18 protein-coding genes are annotated in these 19,915 nt (G+C 56.3%); 3 read left to right on the plus strand and 15 right to left on the minus strand.

Features of this window, described 5'->3' with window-relative positions; genetic code table 11:
• Positions 1 to 47 precede the first annotated feature (47 nt).
• From GURA_RS17590 to GURA_RS17660, 14 genes are all read right to left on the minus strand, one after another.
• The gene (locus tag GURA_RS17590; RefSeq protein WP_011940266.1) at positions 48 to 956 is read right to left on the minus strand and encodes a pirin family protein; all 909 of its coding nucleotides are present in this window, start codon (positions 954 to 956) and stop codon (positions 48 to 50) included.
• A gap of 189 nt (positions 957 to 1,145) precedes the next feature.
• Positions 1,146 to 1,967: an alpha/beta fold hydrolase gene (locus tag GURA_RS17595; RefSeq protein ID WP_011940267.1), complete on the minus strand. Its 822-nt coding sequence runs from the start codon at positions 1,965 to 1,967 to the stop codon at positions 1,146 to 1,148.
• A 57-nt stretch (positions 1,968 to 2,024) separates the two neighbouring features.
• The gene (locus GURA_RS17600; RefSeq protein WP_011940268.1) at positions 2,025 to 2,774 is read right to left on the minus strand and encodes a DUF72 domain-containing protein; all 750 of its coding nucleotides are present in this window, start codon (positions 2,772 to 2,774) and stop codon (positions 2,025 to 2,027) included.
• The gene (gene ligD / locus GURA_RS17605) at positions 2,771 to 4,393 is read right to left on the minus strand and encodes a non-homologous end-joining DNA ligase (RefSeq protein WP_157046241.1); all 1,623 of its coding nucleotides are present in this window, start codon (positions 4,391 to 4,393) and stop codon (positions 2,771 to 2,773) included. The genes GURA_RS17600 and ligD (GURA_RS17605) overlap by 4 nt, the downstream gene beginning before the upstream one ends.
• A 109-nt stretch (positions 4,394 to 4,502) precedes the next feature.
• The gene (gene ligD / locus GURA_RS17610) at positions 4,503 to 5,408 is read right to left on the minus strand and encodes a non-homologous end-joining DNA ligase (RefSeq protein WP_011940270.1); all 906 of its coding nucleotides are present in this window, start codon (positions 5,406 to 5,408) and stop codon (positions 4,503 to 4,505) included.
• Positions 5,405 to 6,190, minus strand: coding sequence for a non-homologous end joining protein Ku (ku, locus tag GURA_RS17615; protein WP_011940271.1), 786 nt, complete (start codon positions 6,188 to 6,190; stop codon positions 5,405 to 5,407). Before ku (GURA_RS17615) ends, ligD (GURA_RS17610) begins: the two co-directional genes overlap by 4 nt.
• A 21-nt stretch (positions 6,191 to 6,211) precedes the next feature.
• Positions 6,212 to 6,982, minus strand: coding sequence for a non-homologous end joining protein Ku (gene ku / locus GURA_RS17620; RefSeq protein WP_011940272.1), 771 nt, complete (start codon positions 6,980 to 6,982; stop codon positions 6,212 to 6,214).
• Between the two features lie 166 nt (positions 6,983 to 7,148).
• Positions 7,149 to 7,400, minus strand: coding sequence for a hypothetical protein (locus tag GURA_RS17625; RefSeq protein WP_041245535.1), 252 nt, complete (start codon positions 7,398 to 7,400; stop codon positions 7,149 to 7,151).
• Positions 7,401 to 7,581: 181 nt separating this feature from the next.
• Positions 7,582 to 8,823 carry a cation diffusion facilitator family transporter gene (locus GURA_RS17630; protein ID WP_011940275.1) on the minus strand — a complete coding sequence of 414 codons (1,242 nt, stop codon included), beginning with the start codon at positions 8,821 to 8,823 and terminating at the stop codon, positions 7,582 to 7,584.
• Positions 8,824 to 8,890: 67 nt separating this feature from the next.
• Positions 8,891 to 10,402, minus strand: coding sequence for a diguanylate cyclase domain-containing protein (locus tag GURA_RS23965; protein WP_011940276.1), 1,512 nt, complete (start codon positions 10,400 to 10,402; stop codon positions 8,891 to 8,893).
• Between the two features lie 164 nt (positions 10,403 to 10,566).
• Positions 10,567 to 11,307 carry a ZIP family metal transporter gene (locus tag GURA_RS17645; protein WP_011940277.1) on the minus strand — a complete coding sequence of 247 codons (741 nt, stop codon included), beginning with the start codon at positions 11,305 to 11,307 and terminating at the stop codon, positions 10,567 to 10,569.
• Between the two features lie 145 nt (positions 11,308 to 11,452).
• On the minus strand, positions 11,453 to 11,908 hold the full coding sequence (locus GURA_RS17650; protein ID WP_011940278.1) for a hypothetical protein: 456 nt from the start codon (positions 11,906 to 11,908) through the stop codon (positions 11,453 to 11,455).
• Positions 11,909 to 11,953: 45 nt separating this feature from the next.
• Complete coding sequence (locus GURA_RS17655; protein WP_011940279.1) at positions 11,954 to 12,895, minus strand: radical SAM protein; 942 nt, start codon at positions 12,893 to 12,895, stop codon at positions 11,954 to 11,956.
• A 16-nt stretch (positions 12,896 to 12,911) separates the two neighbouring features.
• On the minus strand, positions 12,912 to 13,793 hold the full coding sequence (locus tag GURA_RS17660) for a cation diffusion facilitator family transporter (RefSeq protein WP_011940280.1): 882 nt from the start codon (positions 13,791 to 13,793) through the stop codon (positions 12,912 to 12,914).
• A gap of 898 nt (positions 13,794 to 14,691) precedes the next feature.
• Between GURA_RS17660 and GURA_RS17665 the strand changes: the two genes are divergently transcribed.
• Positions 14,692 to 15,165 (plus strand): VOC family protein, encoded by a 474-nt coding sequence (locus tag GURA_RS17665; RefSeq protein ID WP_011940281.1) that lies wholly within the window; start codon positions 14,692 to 14,694, stop codon positions 15,163 to 15,165.
• A 103-nt stretch (positions 15,166 to 15,268) separates the two neighbouring features.
• Here the strand turns inward: GURA_RS17665 and GURA_RS17670 are convergent, their stop codons facing one another.
• Entirely contained in the window at positions 15,269 to 15,661 is a 393-nt protein-coding gene (locus GURA_RS17670) for a hypothetical protein (protein ID WP_011940282.1), read from the minus strand.
• Between the two features lie 564 nt (positions 15,662 to 16,225).
• Here GURA_RS17670 and GURA_RS17680 point away from each other — a divergent pair.
• Together GURA_RS17680 and GURA_RS17685 are read left to right on the plus strand one after the other, a co-directional pair.
• Positions 16,226 to 19,399, plus strand: a complete 3,174-nt coding sequence (locus tag GURA_RS17680) for an efflux RND transporter permease subunit (protein WP_011940283.1) — start codon at positions 16,226 to 16,228, stop codon at positions 19,397 to 19,399.
• 54 nt (positions 19,400 to 19,453) lie between these two features.
• Positions 19,454 to 19,882: a hypothetical protein gene (locus GURA_RS17685; protein WP_157046242.1), complete on the plus strand. Its 429-nt coding sequence runs from the start codon at positions 19,454 to 19,456 to the stop codon at positions 19,880 to 19,882.
• Positions 19,883 to 19,915 lie beyond the last annotated feature (33 nt).

Raw genomic sequence — 19,915 nt, forward strand, 5'->3', positions numbered from 1 at the left:
GGTACATGGGGTCTCCTTCTACTGCCCCGATATACGCCGGACCTGACTCATTTGTGCTTGATGAACGTCCCCTTCTCGTACTCCTCGAAGGCAATCCGCAGCTCCTCCTGGGTGTTCATGACGATCGGCCCGTACCAGGCGACCGGCTCGCCGATCGGCTGGCCCGATACGAGGAGAAACCGGACCGGCTGCTCCTGGGTGGTGATGGCCACCATGTCGCCGTCCCCGTAGAGGATGAGATTCTCCGCGCCGCAGGCGCAGTCCCGCTTCATGTCGAAATAGTTGGTCCCCACCACCTCGTGGGCATAGGCGTTCCGTTCCGGATCGAAATACCCCTCCCCGTCCACAACGTAGGCGAAGACCTTGTGCCCCCGCCTGACCGGGTGCGTGAAGGTCGTTTCCGGCGGCACCGTCACGTCCAGATACTCGGGATCGATGACCACGTCTTGCACCGGCCCCTTCACCCCGCCGATCTCGCCACAGATGACCTTCACCCGGACGTCCCCCTTGAGGGTCGCCGTCGGGATCTCTGCGGCGACAAGGCCCCGATAACGGGGATCCATCATCTTATGGGAAGCAGGGAGGTTCGCCCAGAGCTGGAACCCCCACATGAGGCCGGCGTCGTCCCCCTTGGGCATCTCCTGGTGGATGATGCCGCTCCCCGCGGTCATCCACTGCACGTCCCCCGACTCGATGACCCCCTTGTTCCCCATGCTGTCGCCGTGCTCCACCCGACCGTGGAGGACATAGGTGATCGTCTCGATCCCCCGGTGCGGGTGCCAGGGGAACCCCTTCAAATAGTCCGGGGGATAGTTGGAATGAAAATCGTCGAGCAGCAGAAAAGGGTCGAACAGCGGCACCTGGTAATAGCCGAGGGCCCGTTTCAGGTGGACGCCGGCCCCCTCGATGGTCGGCTTGCTCTTCCAGACTTTGCTGATCTTGCGCACGGATGTCATATCTTCCTCCAATCGCGGGGTGATTTTTCACAGAAAACCGAAATCCACCACGAAAGCGTTCATATCTTCATCTCCCTAAGCCAGCAAAGCCGGAATCAAAACATATATTTCACGCAACGACGCGACGACGCAACGTTTTAAAACTGCCGTAACGACTCAAGTCGTAAGTGACTAACGGGCGCCTCGGCGTCACTCCTTGAGGAACGCGAGCAGATCCGCGTTGACCCGGTCCTTATGGGTCGAGCAGAGGCCGTGGGGCGCACCCGGATAGATCTTCAGCGTGGCGCCCTTGACGAGCCTGGCCGAGAGCAGGGCCGAGGCGCCGATCGGCACGATCTGGTCGTCGTCACCGTGGATGATCAGGGTCGGCACGTCGAATTTCTCGAGATCTTTCGTGAAGTCCGTCTCGGAGAACGCCTTGATGCAGTCGATGACCCCTTTGAAACCGGCCTGCATCCCCTGGAGCCAGAACGAATCCCGCAGCCCCTGCGAAACATTGGCGCCCGGCCTGTTGGCGCCATAGAAAGGCATGGTGAGATCCTTGAAGAACTGCGAGCGGTCTTTGATAACGCTGGCGCGGATCTGGTCGAACGCTTCCATCGGCAGGCCGCCTGGATTGGCGGCCGTCTTCAACATCAGCGGCGGCACCGCGCCGATCAGCACGGCCTTGGCCACCCGTTTCGTACCAAAGCGGCCGATATAGCGGGCGACTTCGCCGCCGCCCGTGGAGTGGCCGACATGGATCGCGTTCGTCAGGTCGAGCGTTTCGACGAGTGTCGCCAGGTCGGCGGCGTAGGTGTCCATGTCGTTGCCATTCCAGGGCTGGCTCGATCGGCCATGGCCGCGGCGGTCATGGGCAATGCAGCGGTAGCCTTGGGAGCCGAGAAACACCATCTGGTCTTCCCAGGCGTCCGCGGAGAGCGGCCAGCCATGGCTGAAGACTACGGGCTGTCCGCTCCCCCAGTCCTTGAAATATATCTGCATGCCGTCTTTGGTCGTGATCGTGGGCATAGGATTTTCTCCTTTCTTTGGTTGGAAGATAGAGAAGCGTTTGCCTGCCTGGCTATTTCAGCCGGTGTCACCGGCAGGCTTGCGGCGGGATATGGCGACATCGGTGGCGGCAAGCTCAAGAAAACGTACCGCCATTTCGGGCCCTTTGGCCTCCTCCTCGTGCTTGAAAAAAACGAAAACATCCTCCCATTTTTGCGCGAGGATCATGTCCATCCATTGGGAGAGGTCGGCATCCGTATAATCGGAACGGCGCAGGCGCAGGTATCCCCAGGACGCCGTGCTGACGATCTCATGGGCCGGGTTCTCGTCGGTATCCTCGATGCACAGGCTGTATCCCCGTTCACGCAGGAGGTCCGCAATTCCGGCATCGAGCCAGGTCGGGCTGCGGAGATCAAAGGCGCAGTGCACGTTTTCCGGAATCAGGGGGAGAAAATCTTCCAGCGCAGCGCGGTTCTTTTTCGCATGAAAACTCTTGGGAAACTGAAAGAGGGCCGGCCCCAGTTTCCGCTCCAGGACCGACAGTGTCCTGAAGAAGTAGTCGGTCTCCTCACCCACGTTTCGGAGCTGCTTCAGATGCGTTATGACCTGGGGCGCCTTGAGCGCGAAGGCAAAATCGTCGGGGACCTGTTCCGCCCAAGGTGCGAGGACCCCCACTGTGGGCATGTGATAAAAGGTATAATTGATCTCCACCGCGTTGAGGCGTTCTCCATAGAAGCGGAGCATTTCCTTGGGCGAGATCTTTTCCGGATAGAATATTCCTTTCCATTCCTTGTATCCGTACCCGCTCGTACCGACATGGATTTTCATAGGTTACCTCCTTCGCCGCCGCTGTCGCGCACCACTTCGCGGGCGGTTTTGTCCTCGCGCAGCCGCAGGAAAACGGGGTGTCTCATGACGGCATCTTCAGTCCAGCCGGATAAGGAAATCTCGCAGACCAGCTCCGGCTTTACCCAGGTGGCCGGGGTATTGGTCTCCGGCCGCACTTTAAAAGGGCATTCCTTCCGGATCAGGGGCTCCAGTTTCGCGCGGATTTCCTGCAGATCTTTCGCCCCGAATCCGCCTCCCGAATGGCCGATGTAGATCAGCTCGTCCCCTTGGAACACGCCCAGGACGAGGGTGCCGAAACACTTTCTCCCACCCCTCGGTTCCGTGAAACCGGCGATCACCCCCTCCTGCGTGAGCCGCGTCTTCACCTTCAGCCACTGCCGGCTCCTTATCCCCATCTGGTACGCGCTTTGCGCATGTTTGGCGATGATCCCCTCCAGTCCCTTTTCTCTTACGACGGTGAAAAACAGGACCCCATCTTTCCATACGTGATCGCTGTATTTTATTTTCGGGGCTGAAGGGAGGATTTTTTTCAGGATCTCTTTCCTCCTGAGCAGGGGGAGGCCGGTCAGATCATGTCCCTGGAAGTAGAGGAGGTCGAAGACGTAGTAAAGAAGATGGCCGTTTCCAGACTTCTGGTAATTCTGCAGCAACTGGAAATCGGGATGTCCCCGATCATCCACGACGACGATTTCGCCGTCCAGAACCGCATCGAATCTGCATTCCCGCAACGCGTCCGCGATGGGAGAAAACTTTTGTTGCAACGAGAGCAGGTTTCGGGAATAGAGCGCGACGTCTCCGTCCCGCATCTCTGCGATGGCCCGGTACCCGTCCCATTTCACTTCGAAGACCCAGTCCGGATGGTCGAACGGTTCCCTGGCCAGGGTCGCGAGCATCGGTTTTATGTTGTGCGGCATCGGTTTAACCGGCGCATCATGCAGCTCTTCGCTTTCCTTCGCTTCGTGAAGCCGGATCTGATTTATTTTTTTTTGTTTGAAAGATTTCTGGCCGCCGGCTTCGAGCATCTCCTCCAGGGTTTTATGGGACACGACGGAACGGTTCTCCTGGAGAATTTCCCCCTTGCTTGCATAGCGGTCTTTTTTCTTCAGGAGCAGCCACGACTTCCCGTCCTTTCCCATCCTGACCAGCGCGAATTCACCCCGAAGTTTTTCCCCTTCGAGGACAAACTTCATATCCCCTTTTCTTAATCCGTCCAGAAGAAGTTTCTCGTTTTCGTTCTCATCTCCTGCAGAGGGGTGACGATAGAAACCCCGGTCCCAGATGATAACGCTTCCTGCGCCGTAATTACCCTCCGGGATAACCCCCTCGAAATCCCTGTAATCGAGCGGATGGTCTTCAACCATAACGGCCAGCCTTTTTACGGAAGGATCCAGCGAGGGTCCCTTCGGCACGGCCCAGCTTTTCAGAACCCCTTCCAGCTCCAGCCTGAGATCATAATGAAGGGCCCGGGCCGCGTGTTTGTGCACGACGAACACGAGACGGCGCCCCTCGTGAGGAACGTCCGGTTTCGGTTCGGGTGTTTTCTCGAATCGCCGTTTGGATGCGTATTCCTTTAAGCCCATGTTGGTTGTTTGCCTCAAGGATTCATAACCCCTCCTAACCTCCCCTTATCTTAAGGGGAGGGACCCAAAATACAAGGCTTCCCCCTCTTAAGATTAAGAGGGGGTCAGGGGGAGTTATGAGGTTCTTTCACAGATGAGGCAGCCTTTGCTTTTTCACCAGCACCTCCCTGAATAGGTCACCCTTTTCTTCGGCCCTGCGAACAGCCTCCGCATGGATGACCTGCAACCTTTCCGGGTCACCAAGCCCGGCCAGCCGCTCCAGTTCCCGCCATTCGAGGGGAAACGAAACATATGGTTTTTCCCGGGCCCGCAGGGAATACACACAGATCATCGTCGCTTTAGCATCATTTTGAGACCAGTTGATAAAGATCTTTGCCTTCCGGTAATCCTTCGCCATTCGTGCTGTCACCAGGTCCGGATAGTTTTTCTGAAGGATAACTGCCACGGCTTTTGAAAAAGTCTTGGTATCCTCAAAGGTCGTCTCCGGGCAGTTCAAGGGGACATAGACATGGAGGCCTTTCTGGCCCGAGGTTTTCACAAAGCTTGCCAGCCGCAAGCGGGAGAGCAGGTCCCGCAGTATCAACGCCACCCGGGCGCAATCCAGGATGTCAGCCTCATCGCCGGGATCCAGATCGAAGACCATGGCATCGGGCGTTTCAGGGGAACCAGCCCTGGCGAGAGGCACATGGAGTTCAAGGGACGCAAGGTTCGCCACCCATATCAGCGTTTCCAGATCGTTGACCAGGCAGACCGTCATCCGCTCTCCGTCTTCCCTGCGGAGCTCTGCCGTTTTCGCCCAGGCCGGATGATGGGAAGGACAACGCTTCTCGAAAAAGAACGCATCTTCCACCCCCTCGGGATAGCGTTTCAAGGTCAGTGCCCGGTCCTGCAGATGGGGGAGGATGAACGGTGCGATCCGGCGATAGTACGCCAGGACGTGGGCCTTGGTGAAGCCGTAGGAGGGGTAGAGCTCCTTTTCCAGGTTCGACAGGGAGAGCCTTCTCCCGCCGATGGCGACGACTTTCCGGCTCACCGGTTCTTCTTCACTTCGCGCATGATCTCCTCCAGCGCGGCGATCAGGTCGGCCGGGCCTTCTCCCTCTGCTTTCTCCACTTCAGGGGCCGCAACCGGCGCTTTTTCCTTCACCTTCTTCTTCAGGAGATCCATGACCTTGTCCCGGCGCTCGTCCGCATATTTCCCCGGGTTAAAGTCGGCCATCATGTTCTTGATGCTTTTCTTGATGCCGCTTTTAACTTCGGCCGCGATCTTTCCTTCTTTCGGCGCGATGTCTTCATCGGAAAGTACTTCGTCGCTGTAATGGAGCGTGATCAGGGTCAGTGCCCCCTCCGTGCTTTTGACCGCCACGAGATACTCACGCTCGGCCAGAACGAATTTTGCGAGCCCGGCCTTGTTTGTCCGGCGCATCACCTCCACCAGCAGCCGGTAAGCTTTTTCGCCCCCCTTCAAAGGAACGAGATAATACGGGTGATCGTAATAGATCGGATCCACTTCATTCATGTCGATGAACTCAACGATCTCGATCGTGCGACTCCGTTCGGGCGACACGGATTCCAGTTCCTCGTCCGTTATCGGCAGGTACCTGTCGGGCCCGATTTCGTATCCCCTGATGATCTCATCCGGGGGGACCATCTTTTCCTGTTCCGGGCAGAACATCCTTCTTGCGAGGGGAGAGTAATCCTTATCGTGGAGCAGGCGAAAAGAGACCCGGCCGATTGCAACGGCCTTCACCAACTGTACCGGAATTGCCACCAGGCTGAAACTGATCGTCCCGCTCCATATTCCCTGTACCGCCATTTCATCCCCCCTGACTGACCTTTACGCGACTTTCTTCAGACTCTCTTCAAGGGCCTGCAGCAGCTTGTCCGATGCTGTCGGTTTCAAGAGCCTGGGGCGCAGGAGTGCAATTTTTTCTCCGCGGGCTTTTTTCTCGATCAACTTTTGCAGCTTTTTCTCATGCTCGTTTTCGAATTTCTGCGGCTGAAAAGGAGTGGTCAACTGGTTGATCAGATCGCTCCCGATTTTCAGTTCCTTTTCGGACACTGGACTTTCCTGTAGCTCAAGGGATTTTACCGAAATCACTTCGTCGGCATACCGCAGGGTATTCAGGCGAAGAATCTTTCCGCTTGCCTGCAAGGCCCCGAGATAGGAGCGATTCCTCATGGTCCAGGTGCAGATACCTTCTGCGCCCATCTCCTGCAAAGCCCCGACAAGCTCGCTGTAACCTTCGGAATGAAGATCCGGCTCCAGGTAGTAGACGCGATCAAGGAAGATGGGGTCGATCTGTCCGGTCTTGACGAATTCGTGGACTTCGATCATCCGGCTGCTTTCAGGAGCGGTTTGTTCCAGCTCATCCGGGTCGACGATGATATATTTCCCCTCCTCCACTTCAAACCCCTTGGTCTGCGCTTCCGTCGGCACGGGTATTTTTTCGTAGGCACAGATCATCTGTTGGTGCAATTTCACATGATCGCGCTTGTGAAGGAGGTGAAACTGAATCCGCTCCGCCTTGACCGCGGCATGCAGCTTCACGGCTACATCCGTATCCGCAAAGTGGATATATCCTTTCCAGATCGTTCCTCCTGCCATTGAAAATCCTCCACAGTTCCGGGCCGTTTGTTTTGCCCTTTTATGGGCTTACCTACAAGAGAAGTATCGCACAAAATGTCCCGCTGTCACGTTGTATCAATCAGTGGAATGGAGAACCCATGGAAGCCGAGGCTGGGGTTCAGGTCGATGAAGTTGACCGGGCCGATCAGTCCCGCCTCGCTGAAATAGGCCCCTTCGGGAAAAGGGGGGTGAAGGTTTGCGGCACGTACTTGAGCGGGTCCCACAGCTCGGTGCGCCGGCTGGGGGCGGCTAGATATCGATAATCCTCGTCGGCGCAGTCAAGCCGGTAGGGAGCGGACTGGAAGAGAGTTCCCGTGTCGGCAGTTGCACCCTCCGGGCGGCTGAGAAGCAACGCGGCCAAAATGAAAAATAAGCTGACCCCTTGCAAAGTGGACATCGATACCCCCTCCGGAACTCAAGCCCCCTGTACAAACCCTGAAACCCGAACTCGACGAGCGCCTGCCGGTAGGCCGACTCACCGGCGGGAATGCCGTTTATCCGCTCCACCTTGATCTGTTTCCGGTGGTTGAACTCCAGGGAGACGAAGCGATACGTGCCGATATGCTGCAAGGCTGAATTTAGGGTTGCTTCACCGTCACATCGACAAGGTTTTGCAACGTATCCGAACCGATCGTCTTTACTTCCATTTCGGCATCAGAGAAAACATATTCTGGTCCTTTTCCATTGAAATTCTCCCGCGAATAAAGGACATCAACCCCTTTCCCGACAAGATACTCCGCAAGCTTTATCCCTTTCCCTTTATCCATCGCCACAAAGGGGTTTTCCACTATTTCACGATAAAGGACTGCTCCGTCCGTAATTCTCTTATCCCACAGCGCGACAAACGGAGCGGCACCAAAGTGCGCTGATATTTCGCCGTCGCGGTTTGCGAGCGGCACGGCGAATCGCAGCCATTCTTTCCTTTCAGGCTCATAGTGGATGGTTACCTTTTCCACGAACGGAATCCGTTGCCGTATCTCTCGCTCCATCCTGTCGACTACCTCATGGGCCTCTTTCAGCCTCTTTAGAGAGAGCCGCACTTCAATGCCCACAAAGACGAACCTGCCGGAGTTGCGGGCCACGATGGAAACGATTTCCGAAACTTCGTGAAAACCTCGGACGATCCCTGTCATTTCGTCCAGAGTGGCCTCACCGACGGAAGCGTCGAGGAGGCTCCTTATCGAATTCCGAGCGATTTCGTAACCGACCTTGAGGACCAGGAGCAAGACCACAAAGGCAGCGGCCCTGTCAAGAAAGGGGTAGGTAAGCCGTGCTCCGGCTATCCCCGCCGTCACCACGGCCAATGGAGCCAGGTCGGTCCGCCAGTTTTCGGCGTCGGCCAGCAGAGAAGGGGAGTTGAGCGACCTTGCCCGCTCACGCTCGTAGCGGAAGAAAAAAAAGATCGGCAGTGTCATCAGGAAGAGGATGGCTATGGTTACATCGAGGTGTTTCAGCCCGCCTAAGGATGGATGAATTATAGTCTTTGCAATTTCGTAGGCGGAGATGAATATCAATCCTGCCGAAAGGAGCGCCGCAAGGTTTTCCGCCTTGTAGAGACCCCATGGGAATTTCGCCGATTTTATCCCGGCAAGGCTTATCCCCCCAAGGACGAGGAGGCTTCCTACAACATCGCTTAATGAATGAACGGTTTCAGCAAGAAGCGCGGTACTGCTGGTGAGCAGATAGAGGAAGTATTTTGCGATGGTCAGGGATAAATTGAGACCGAGGGAATACACAGCGAGTCTCTTTCCTTCATTTGCAGCGGCCGGTGCGCTGTTTACCGCTCCCCCGCCCGATAAGATTCCGAAAAATCCGATCATATCTTATCTCAACCCCTCAGTAGCGATAACCGTGCCGACGCCCGCATAACGGCAACACAAATCCGCCTCATGCACCCCGCCCTTTTCTGCCGAATTTCTCCCTATACATCCGCTCGTCGGCCAGCTTGAGGACTTCCCCAAGGCTTTCCCCCGTTTCTGCGGTTGCCGTGCCCAAGGAGAGGCTCAATCTGAAGACGCTGTTCGCACGGTTGACTCCTGCCTGGCAACTTTCGACCCTCTTGAGAATATCTTTCACCATAGCGCTGTCCGCGCCGGGCAGGAGGACCGCAAACTCGTCACCGCCTATGCGCGCCACCACATCATCGCTGCGAAAAGCCGCCAGCAGGACTTTAGCTGCCTCCTGAAGCAGTCGATCCCCCACCGCATGCCCATGGCGGTCGTTCACTTCTTTCAGCCCATCAACATCCGCCATAACGACGCTGATGGGGAATTCCCTTCCGCCGGCAAGCCGCCCGAGTTCCGCGTCGAAGTAAGCCCGGTTGTACAGGCCGGTCAGATTGTCGTGGGTGCTCAGGTAGCGGAGTTGCTCCTCCGCCTGCTTACGTTCGGTTATATCGCGGTTGCTGCCGCTTATTCCCAAGAAAGTACCACTGTTGTCGTGGATCGGACGACAGATGTGGCTAATCCAGCGCATTTCCCCCTGTTTGGTAACAATGCGGAATTCGATTGGACTGGACGCCCCTCCCCGGTCTACCTCGCGGACATGAAGGCGCCATAGTTCATGATCATCGGAATGAATGATAGCATCGCAGGTTTCCGGGAAATGAGACAGTTCCTCGACACTGAAGCCTGTAATATGTTCGGCTGCCGGAGAAATGTAGCGCATTTTCCCCTCCGGTGTCCGCCAGTAGAGCCATTCCGCCGAAGAATCGGCCAACCGCTGGAACATCCCGTTACTCTTCATCACTTCCTTTAACGTATCGTGCAGCGATTCCATGCCTCTGACCACGGCGAAGGCACCGATGCCCCGTCCCGCGCGAAAGGACTCGACCTCCCTCATCTCCTGCAGGGGCCTGAAGAGGGTCTGCACCCAATCCTGGCTGGGGAAGCCGCTTTCTTTCAGCATTTTCTCGACCTCTTCGGCGCGGTAGAAGGTGGCCTCGCGGTAGAAAGCGCTTTGGGACCGATTCTCCAGGTACTGCTGCCCCAAGGCGCTCCCCTTGTCGACTAACCCGATCACCAGACTCCCCTCAGGCTTGATGACCCGCCTTGCCTCGCGCAACATGGCGCGGGGATCATCCACGAAGCAGATGGTAGTTACAATCAGGGCGTAATCAAAGCTTGCGGTAGCGAACGGGAGCCGCTCGGCGACGCCCCGCATGACACTAATGCCCCTTGCGCTGGCAAGTTTCAGCATGGCCGCCGAAGGATCGACACCTACCCGAACGCCAAGTGGCGCCGCGAAGCGCCCGCTTCCCACGCCGATCTCCAGGCCGAGCCCCTTCCACGGCAACAGCGCCCGTACTGCCAGCAGTTCGGAGCAGTAGGCGGCACCATGGGTGTCGTACCAGTTGTCGTAACGTTGGTGGTACGTGTTAAATGGTTCGTTTCCGGACATCAGAGCAATTCCTTGATGGCAGCTACGAAGCGCGCATTGTCCTCTGGCAGGGCAGTGGTGATAAGCATGTAGCCCGGCCTCAAATGTGGACCATACAAAAAAATGATGCGCTTCTGCAGCGGCGTATTGGGCAACCACTGCATGCACCTTGTCAGGTGACCCTCTCAATGATGAAACTTATACGCCAGGTACAGCATGCAGAGAATACCGGCAGCAAAGCAGCTGAAGTGCAGCACCGCCCTGCCAATGTCGGGCTGTGCCTTGATCTCTGGCACAAGGTCTGAGGCGCCAATGTAGATGAAGTTGCCGGCGCCGAACAAGATCAAACCTGCGACTTCAAATCGGATTGACAACGCAAATGCCATGAGAGCGCCCAGTAGGAATGTCAAACCGGAGAGGAAGTTCCAGGTCAGAGCCCGGCGGCGATCCCAACCACCATGGACAAGTATTCCGAAATCACCGAGCTCCTGTGGCACTTCATGAGCCGCTGCTGCAAGCCAGGCCATGACACCGGCACGTGGATCGACCAAAAAAGTGCTGGCAATGCCCAAACCACCCAGAAAGTTGTGAAGCGCATCCCCCAGGAGAATCAGATAGGTCATTGGACTCCTGCATTCCGCAGAGGCGCGTCTACAGTGGTGCCAGTGAAGAAATTGCTCAAGCCCGAGAAACGTGGCAAAGCCGCCTAGAAGCCACGCTCCGGCATTGATCGCGCCAAGTGCCGCAAAACCTGCGGGAATCATATGAAGGACTGCGCCGCCGAGCAAAGTGCCGGCAGCAAGAGAGACCAAGGGAAGAAGCAAACGATCCAAGGTGGCAGGTCGCAGCACAGTGGTGAGGCTTCCGACCAGCGCTATCGTGCTCATGAGCAAACCGCCCAGAATGATCCATATGAGACTGTTCATACGCGTCCCGGCCCAAATTATTGCGATAACTGCGATGGCGGCAATGAAAACGAGGAGGCTTCCCAAATTCCAGGGACAAACTCCTCTGCTCCTCTTGCCGCCCTTTATCCGGCGCTTTCTCTCCACTCAAGTAGCGGACGAAAAACTATCTCCTCCAACCCGCCCAGACAGGAACGCCGTTGTCGTCGCGGAGTCTGAGCACTGAATCGCCCTTCTTCATCTCGGCCGCAATGATTGCCGGTTTACTGGCAACGGTGACCCTTGATCCCTTGACCTCAACCTTGTCGCCCTTCTCTATTTTGACATCGAGCCGCTCGATGAACCAGGAAGGCCCCAGGTGGACGGAAATGGTCTCCTTGCCGGTCTTGAGCTGAAGATGGATGCCGGCGCCCATACCTTTCATCGGAGTGACTTTGTCCACGGCAACTACCTCGCCGCTAACGGTTTCCACTGTGGCGGGGTTGTACATACGCTGATAGGCGCCCCCCATTCCCCAACCGCTACTGCCGCGCCACCCTTGCCACGGGGCGGCGAAAGTCGTCGAGACGAATGAAACCACGAGCATTGTTGCCAGAATACTTGCGACGCTTTTCGCTTTCATGGAAACCTCCTTTGTCGTTATTCTACAGTATACCGCCGTTCTTTTTCATGCTTTCCCGAACCTTTGCAAGTAGTATTTCCGACCTTCGTATTCCGTTTCCGCCAGAAGTCCCGAATCGATCAGTTTCTTCACAACGGCCCAATCGCCACCCGCCTTTGCCAGCAGCTCCCGCACCGCCTCTTCTCTCATCGGATGCACCGCGGTAATGGCTAGTAGGTCCTCCGCTACATCTCCCATGCAGGCAAAGGCGTTCTCTTCGTAACCGGTCAGAAGCTCCACCCGTTCGACCTTCCTGCGGAGGATCTGAAAGGCCCGGTTGACGGTCTCCTCGGAGGGAGGCTTCACCCATAGTTCCGCCGGAGGGCGGGTGGGGATGGCCAAATACGCCTTGGCGGGTTTCAGCGCCATGAGAAAATCGGCGAGCAGTTCGAGGTGCTCTTCAGCGTCATTGAGACCTTTTACCAGCATCGTTTCCGTCGCCAGCTCCCCTCCGTATCTTTTTGCAAAGCCGATCATGCCGGTGAGAAGGTCCATAAATTCCAGCAAAGGGCTGGGCCGATTAAGCTTGCGCCAGACATCCTCTCTAACTGTGTCCACTTTCAACGAAACCCAATTCGCTTTGCGCAACGCCTCCGCCACGTCGCTGCGCCAGATGAGGGAGGCGTTGGTTATCACCGCGATCCTGATCCCGAGCGGCCGCAGGAGCTCGATTTCGCGCGCCAGGTTGATGTCCAGGGTCGGTTCGCCATCGGCAACGAAGGTCAGATAGTCTATCTGTTCGCCGTTTTCTCTCGCCACTCTCACCTTGTTTTCCACCTCCGCCGCGATCTCTTCAGGCCAGTAGAAGGCACGGCGGTCGACCTGCGTCTTAATGGTGCGTCCCACCTGGCAGTAGACGCAAGAATAGGTGCAAACCTTGGGCGTAATGTTGTTGATCCCCAGGCTGCGCCCCAGGCGCCTGGACGGCACCGGCCCGAATACTATCATGTGCGTCACCTCCCCATTATCTCTCCTTCATCCTGCAATACTCGTTTTCGTAACCGATCTCGACCGTCGTATGCTCGAAATCCGCATTTTCGAGCAGTAATCTGACCCGGTTTCTTATCTTCAGGACGTCTTTCCTGGTTGCGTCCGCCTCGACCACCAGATGGGTCGTCAATACGTTGTGCTCGCCGTCCAGCGACCAGACGTGGGTATGATGGACGGATTTCACCTTGTCGATGGCTAGGAGTTTCTTCTCGATTTCGCCGGTATCGATCCCACCGGGTACGGCCTGAAGGAACAACTGCACTGTCTTTTTCAGGTTCCTCGACACGTTGAACAGGACATACGACGTTATAAGGATAGAGAGGATCGGGTCGAGGAGTGGCAGGTCCTTGAACAGCAGGACGGAACTCACCGACAAGACGGCCGCCCAGCCCAGCAAATCCCCCAGCAGATGCCAAGTGACGATCCGGGCGTTCAGCGTCCTCCCCCCCCTCACGCGCAGCAGCGCCAAGCCATTGACCGCGATCCCGACGACGGCAAGGAGCGCCATCCCCCCTGCATTGGGATGTTCCGGTCGCAGGAGCCTCGGCACAGCCTCCGACAGGACCAGCAGGCTCCCCACCATCAGGACGAGGGCGGTCGCCAGTGCCCCCAGCAGCGAAAAGCGCCGGTATCCGTAGGAATACCTCCTGTCGCTCTCCTTTTCGGCATAGCCGGCCAGGTACCAGGCAAGCCCCAGCGACAGGCAGTCTCCCAAGTCATGGACGGCGTTCGAGATGATGGCTATACTGTTCGTCCAGAGTCCGCCGAACAGTTCCAGCAGGGTGAAGCAGAGGTTCAGCAGGAAGGCCAGTCGGAGACCCGCCGTAGCAGCACAGTAATGGCTAGATCGGTCCATGTTCTCGCGTCCCCGAATATACAGGATGTTAAGAGCCGAAATAACGGAGCGTCCTCCGAATATCGTCAACGCCGAAGGAGGTGTCGAAGCAGCCCGTGCCGGCTAGGAGCCTGTCGGACTTAGGAATGAATCTACTGCGAGAACGGAAAATCGGTCCATATTCCCGGAAATTTTCGACAAATAGGTCCACTATTCGCTCTCAAATTTCCGAAAATCTGTCCTCAATTTGCCATTCTCTCGCTACGATTCCCTAAGTCCGACAGACTCCTAGGGGTTGTATTCCCGGACCTGTCTGACGAGCGTCTCCACGAGTTGCCTCCGTCCAGAGCCCGGCAACCACGATTTTCCGGCGCCCGGTCCGCTCGATTGTCGCCTTGAAATTTTGCCTGGTTCTCCGATTTTCTTGGTCATATACAAGGCAAACATATCGCCCTTTTATTCAATGTCAAATACAAGCCCTACAGCGTGCCACCTTTACCTAAAGCATTGATTTTACATAATTGCCAAGCTGTAAGAACTTATATGATCTCAACTTTCGCAGTTACCTATAGCCCCCTCCCCCTTGGATGGGGGAGGGTTGGGGTTGGGGTGCAAGGCAGCGATTTTTCGATGATCAACTTGCACCCTCCCCCTAGCCCCCTCCCATCGAAGGGAGGGGGGATATTTGTGGAGCAACATGTTTGTTTTACGGCTAAACGGTGTATTTGTGCTGTTTGAGAGTTGTTTTGGCTCTGCTAAAGTTGAGTATATGATCTTTTTTGCGGACATCCGTTGCTTCCCGCCACATCGATACTACAATTAAGGTAAAGAGCCGGGTATGATTGCTCGCCGAAGGGCAATTTCCCGTCTTAAAACGAAGGGGGAGCCGGCCGCTTTCCCACAGACAAGGAGGAGCACCATGACAAAAGCAATCCCGGAAGGATTTCACACCATCACACCGATGTTCATGTTCAAGGATGCCCGTAAGGCCATCGAATTCTACAAACAGGCCTTCGGCGCACAGGAGCGGTTCGCCATGCCGGGGCCCGACGGCAAAGGGGTGATGCACGCCGAGGTCCGGATCGGCAACTCGATCTTCATGATGGGGGAGGAAAACCCGCAGGAGCCCTGCAAAAGTGCAGAAACCATCGGCGGCTCCCCGGTCAGTTTTTACATTTATCTGGAAAACGTGGACGAGGCATTCAGGATAGCCATGGAAGCGGGCGCACAGGTCCGGATGCCTGTCCAGGACATGTTCTGGGGGGACCGCGTCGGGACCGTGCAAGACCCCTTCGGTTACAGCTGGACCCTTGCCACCCATATCAAGGACCTGACCCCGCAGGAAATCCAGGAGGGAGCTCTGGCCGCTTTCGCTGAGATGGGAAGGAAATGAACCGCTGCGGAGACGTTTCGGAAAGGAAATGAGGCTATTTCGGGGGCACAATGTATGGTGCCCCCGAATTTGACTGGAGCGGCATTCAGCGTCAAAAACCTCCTTATTTCATCTCTTTCAACTGATTGATGTCTTTCTGCCCCTGTTCCTTCATGAGCTCCAGCTGTTTCTGCCGGTCTTCCTTCATCTTTTTCAGCTCTTCAGTTTTTTGCTCCTTTTTACCCTTCATTTCCTTTACTTTCGCTGCCCCCTTCTGCGGTTTTGCCTTGATCTTCTCTTCCTGCTTTTTCTTCTTCTCTTTTATTTCGCTTTCCTTCTTTATGGCCTTTTCCCTGGTATCGCTCTCTATCTTGAGCGCCTTTCCCTTCAGAATCTCTTCTTTCTTCAACAACTCCCCGGTCGGCGAGTACCCGGTTCCCTGCTCGGCAGCAAGGAGAGTTGTCGCAAATAGGCAGACAGCAAAAAAACTCGTAACAGCAATAGTTTTTCGTTTCATTCGTTGCCTCCGTAAATTAATTTTTACTTACAATCATTGTACTAGACAATCAGCTGCATGCAAAAATGGCTGCCAAAAAGTTGCCGGGTTACCATGGGATCCGCACAGCATCCGATTTTCCCTACGTCCCCGCAAACCGATTTTTTAATTATTAGATTGCAATTTACTGATATTACAACAAAAAAATGATCCTATAAATCAAGCACATACCGTGCGAGAAAATTCGTGGCATGATTTTTTGATCGCTTGACTCGGCAGGATGTCTGATTATAGTTAATTTATAATTGGTGGCCTGAATCTTTGATATGTTTTCATAACCATCTAAGTTCTTTGAGAAATTATCCATGATGCAATGCCGTATTTTTGATGCAATAACATGGGACTTTTGAAAATCCCCGAAAAAATCTCTCCCCCTTGACGGGGAAGGGTTGGGGTGCAGGTGAAAGTTCCGGTCAAGGGGGGGGAAAGAGTCTTGCAAAGGGCTCCTGTTACTGAACTTACCGTCATGGAATCAGGATTAATTGGCGCATCATAACGACCTGACAAGAAGGGAGGGCCCCGGCAATGATACGTTGGATCATTGGATCGAGCTTGAAGCTTCGACTCGTGGTGGCTGCACTCGCGGTGTTGCTGATGGTTTTCGGCTTCTCTCAGCTTGGAGAGCTTGAGGAGCTACCGGTGGATGTCTTGCCCGAATTCTCACGGCCGCATGTGGAGGTTCAAACCGAGGCCCTGGGTCTGTCTGCCGAGGAAATTGAAGCGTTGATAACCACTCCCATGGAGGCGGATTTGCTCAACGGGGTGTCGTGGGTGAAGGAGATCCGCTCCGAGTCAATTCCCGGCCTGTCGTCCATCGTTCTCATCTTCGAGAAAGGCACCGACGTCATGCGTGCCCGGCAAATGGTGCAGGAGCGGCTGATCGGGGTGTATGTGTTGCCGAACGTGGCGACGCCGCCTACCATGATCAATCCCCTATCCTCGGTCAGCCGGTGCATGGAGATCGGGCTGACCTCGAAAACAATGTCCCTGATTGATATGTCGGTGCTCGCCCGTTGGACGATCAAGCCCCGCTTGATGGGCGTACCCGGCGTGGCGAATGTGTCGATTTGGGGCCAGCGGGAGCGGCAGTTGCAGGTGCAGGTCGATCCGAAAAGGTTGCGGGATGAAGGCGTTTCGCTGATGCAAGTCATCAGAACCACAGGCAATGCGCTGTGGGTGTCCCCCTTGACCTTTCTGGAAGCATCGACACCCGGCACCGGGGGGTGGATCGATACCCCCAATCAAAGGCTCGGAGTCCGACACGTCCTGCCCATTAAAACGGCGGAGGACCTGGGCCGGGTGACCATCGAGGACGCGCCATCGAAGGACCTGCATGATGTAGCCACAGTGGTGGAAGACCATCAACCGCTCATCGGTGATGCCATCGTTGACGACGCCCCGGCGCTCATGTTGGTCGTTGAGAAATTTCCATGGGCCAATACGCTGGAAGTGACTCAGGAGGTGGAAGAGGCGCTGGCGGCCTTACGGCCCGGACTATCCGGGTTGGAGATGAACTCCTCCCTCTTTCGACCGGCGACCTTCCTTGAGTTGGCGGTCAGGAATCTCTCCACGGCTCTGCTCATCGGTGCCGTTCTCATAATTGTGGCGCTCTTTGCCTTTTTTTTCAACTGGCGTACCGCGCTGATCAGCATCGTGGCACTCCTGGTGTCTGTGTTCGCAGCCGGGACCGTGCTCTACGCATGCTGGGCAAAATTCAACATGCTGGTTATCGCCGGGCTGATAGTAACCCTCGGCGTCATCATCGACGACGCGATCGTCGACACGGAAAATATCGTACGGCGTCTCCGACAGGCCCGAGAAGAGAACAACGGCAAATCAACTGCGGCCATCATTTTCGAGGCTGCGGTCGAGATGCGCAGCCCCATCATCTACGCGACGCTGATCGCAGTGCTGGCGTTGATACCGCTTTTGTTCCTGGAAGGCGTGTCCGGCGCATTCTGGAAGCCCATCGCCATCTCTTACATGCTGGCGATGCTCGCCTCCACGGCGGTTGCCATGACCGTCACGCCGGCGTTGAGTCTGCTGTTCTTGCGTAAAGACTCGCTCCAGAGGGGCGATTCTCCGGTCATGGCGATGCTGCGCCGTATCCACAGCGCCATTTTCGGGTGGGCCGGCCGCACTCCGCGCCTGGCATTCGTCGCTGTTTGCGCCGTCCTCGTTGCCGGACTCGTCTCCATACCATTCCTCCGTCAGGAATCACTGCTGCCGGACTTCAAGGAAACGGATCTCGTGATTCGGTGGGAAGGTGGTTCCGGCGCATCTCTTCCGGCAATGAGCCGGATCACGACTCTGGCCAGCCGCGAACTGCGCTCCATTCCAGGGATCCGCAACGTCAGTGCCCATGAGGGGCGCGCCATCATGTCGGATAAGCGCGCGGGAATCAACTCCGGTGAACTTTGGATCAGCATCGATCCTGCCGCCGACTATGACGCGACAGTGGCCTCGGTAAAAGAAGCGGTCGCAGGCTACCCCGGTCTGTCTCCTGAAGTACTGACCTACCTGGAAGCGAAAGTCAGAGAGGAGCTGCCGGGGACGGGCGAATCCTTCATTGTGCGCGTTTACGGCGAGGACATGAAGATGATCCGCTCCAAGGCGGAAGAGATACAGAAAGTCCTGGCGGGGATCAACGGAATCGTTGATGCAAAAGTGCAGTATCCAAAGGAAGAGCCGACTCTGGAAATCGAAGTAGATCTTGAGAAAGCGAAACGCTACGGCCTCAAACCCGGCGATGTGCGACGCGCGGCGACCACATTGGCGTCAGGCCTTTTAGTCGGCAACCTTTTCGAGGAACAGAAGGTATTCGAAGTGGTGGTGCTGGGCACGCCCGAAACCCGCCGCAGCGTGAACAGTATTAAAGATCTTCTGATAGACACGCCCGGGGGGGGGCACGTGCGTTTGCAGGAAGTGGCCAACGTGCGCATTACGCCGGCTGCCACCGTCATCAATCGAGATGCCGTTGCGCGCCGCATGGACGTAACCGCCAGCGTGCATGGACGCAATCCCGCCACTGTCGCGGCCGACGTCAACCGCGGCATTCAGCAGGTCAGCTTCCCGCTTGAGTACCGCGCGGAACTGTTAGGGGAGTATGCGGAGCGCCTCGCTGCCCGAGAGCGTGTGTTCGCCTTTGCAATTGCCGCTGCCATCGGGATTTTCCTGCTCCTGCAGGCCTTCTTCCTGAGCTGGCGCCTGGCGACAGTCGTCTTCCTGACCCTGCCGATGGCCCTGATGGGGGGTGTGCTGGCAGCGTTCCTGAGCGGCGGCCTTATCTCGCTCGGTTCGATCATCGGCTTTTTCGCGGTATTGGGAATTGCCGTGCGCAACTGTATTTCGCTGGTCAGCCGCTATCGCCATCTCGATCGCCATGAAGACGAACCCGTCAGCGCCGACCTGGTCCAGCGCGGCACCAGCGAACGGTCCGGCACGATCTTGATGGCTGCGGCAACAACAGCATTGGCGTTCTCCCCCTTGGCACTATTCGGCAATATTGCCGGCCTCGAAATTGTGCAGCCGATGGCCATCGTCGTTCTGGGCGGCCTGGTCACGACGACATTTTTCACCCTGGCCGGTGTGCCCGCCATCTACTTGTTGTTTGGCACCAAGCGCGAACCCGATCTTGAGCTGGAAGTGCGTGAGGCCATCCCGAACGGTCAAGGGGTGGAGGAAGTCGTGCCGAAGTAGGGAACGATATGAGACAAGTAACGGGAGGCAACAATGCAGAAGCACATGAATCGTATGACGGCTTTAGCACTGGTCATCGCAGTTATGCTTCTTGCGGCGTGCAAGAAAACCCATGGCACGCAAGACACCGAGCATCCGGCTGAGGTCAAGAAGGTCGAGGGGACGGAACTGAGCCGTGTGACGTTGAGCGAGAAGGCCATGCAACGGATTGACCTCAAAACCGACCTGGTCCGTGAACAACGGGTGTCGCGCTCGGCCTCACCGCAAAAGGTCGTCCCCTATTCTTCGCTGATATACGACCCGCAAGGCCAATGCTGGATATACACCTGTCCTCAACCTCGAACCTTCGTGAGGCATAAAGTGGAAGTCGATTACATCGAAGGCGATCTCGCTGTTCTGAAGGACGGCCCACCTATCGGCACGGTCATCGCGTCCGTAGGAGTGGCGGAGTTGTATGGCACCGAGTTCAAGGTTGGACATTGACCAAGGATCCAAGGATCTGTCAGGAAATAAGTT

It is taken from the genome of Geotalea uraniireducens Rf4, from assembly GCF_000016745.1.
Lineage (GTDB): Bacteria > Desulfobacterota > Desulfuromonadia > Geobacterales > Geobacteraceae > Geotalea > Geotalea uraniireducens.

Coding starts and splice junctions, on each gene's coding strand:
- GURA_RS17590 (WP_011940266.1), bottom strand. CDS start 956: ATGACATCCGTGCGCAAGATCAGCAAAGTCTGGAAGAGCAAGCCGACC.
- GURA_RS17595 (WP_011940267.1), bottom strand. CDS start 1,967: ATGCCCACGATCACGACCAAAGACGGCATGCAGATATATTTCAAGGAC.
- GURA_RS17600 (WP_011940268.1), bottom strand. CDS start 2,774: ATGAAAATCCATGTCGGTACGAGCGGGTACGGATACAAGGAATGGAAA.
- ku (WP_011940271.1), bottom strand. CDS start 6,190: ATGGCGGTACAGGGAATATGGAGCGGGACGATCAGTTTCAGCCTGGTG.
- ku (WP_011940272.1), bottom strand. CDS start 6,982: ATGGCAGGAGGAACGATCTGGAAAGGATATATCCACTTTGCGGATACG.
- GURA_RS17625 (WP_041245535.1), bottom strand. CDS start 7,400: ATGTCCACTTTGCAAGGGGTCAGCTTATTTTTCATTTTGGCCGCGTTG.
- GURA_RS17630 (WP_011940275.1), bottom strand. CDS start 8,823: ATGATCGGATTTTTCGGAATCTTATCGGGCGGGGGAGCGGTAAACAGC.
- GURA_RS23965 (WP_011940276.1), bottom strand. CDS start 10,402: ATGTCCGGAAACGAACCATTTAACACGTACCACCAACGTTACGACAAC.
- GURA_RS17645 (WP_011940277.1), bottom strand. CDS start 11,307: ATGAACAGTCTCATATGGATCATTCTGGGCGGTTTGCTCATGAGCACG.
- GURA_RS17650 (WP_011940278.1), bottom strand. CDS start 11,908: ATGAAAGCGAAAAGCGTCGCAAGTATTCTGGCAACAATGCTCGTGGTT.
- GURA_RS17655 (WP_011940279.1), bottom strand. CDS start 12,895: ATGATAGTATTCGGGCCGGTGCCGTCCAGGCGCCTGGGGCGCAGCCTG.
- GURA_RS17660 (WP_011940280.1), bottom strand. CDS start 13,793: ATGGACCGATCTAGCCATTACTGTGCTGCTACGGCGGGTCTCCGACTG.
- GURA_RS17665 (WP_011940281.1), top strand. CDS start 14,692: ATGACAAAAGCAATCCCGGAAGGATTTCACACCATCACACCGATGTTC.
- GURA_RS17670 (WP_011940282.1), bottom strand. CDS start 15,661: ATGAAACGAAAAACTATTGCTGTTACGAGTTTTTTTGCTGTCTGCCTA.
- GURA_RS17680 (WP_011940283.1), top strand. CDS start 16,226: ATGATACGTTGGATCATTGGATCGAGCTTGAAGCTTCGACTCGTGGTG.
- GURA_RS17685 (WP_157046242.1), top strand. CDS start 19,454: ATGACGGCTTTAGCACTGGTCATCGCAGTTATGCTTCTTGCGGCGTGC.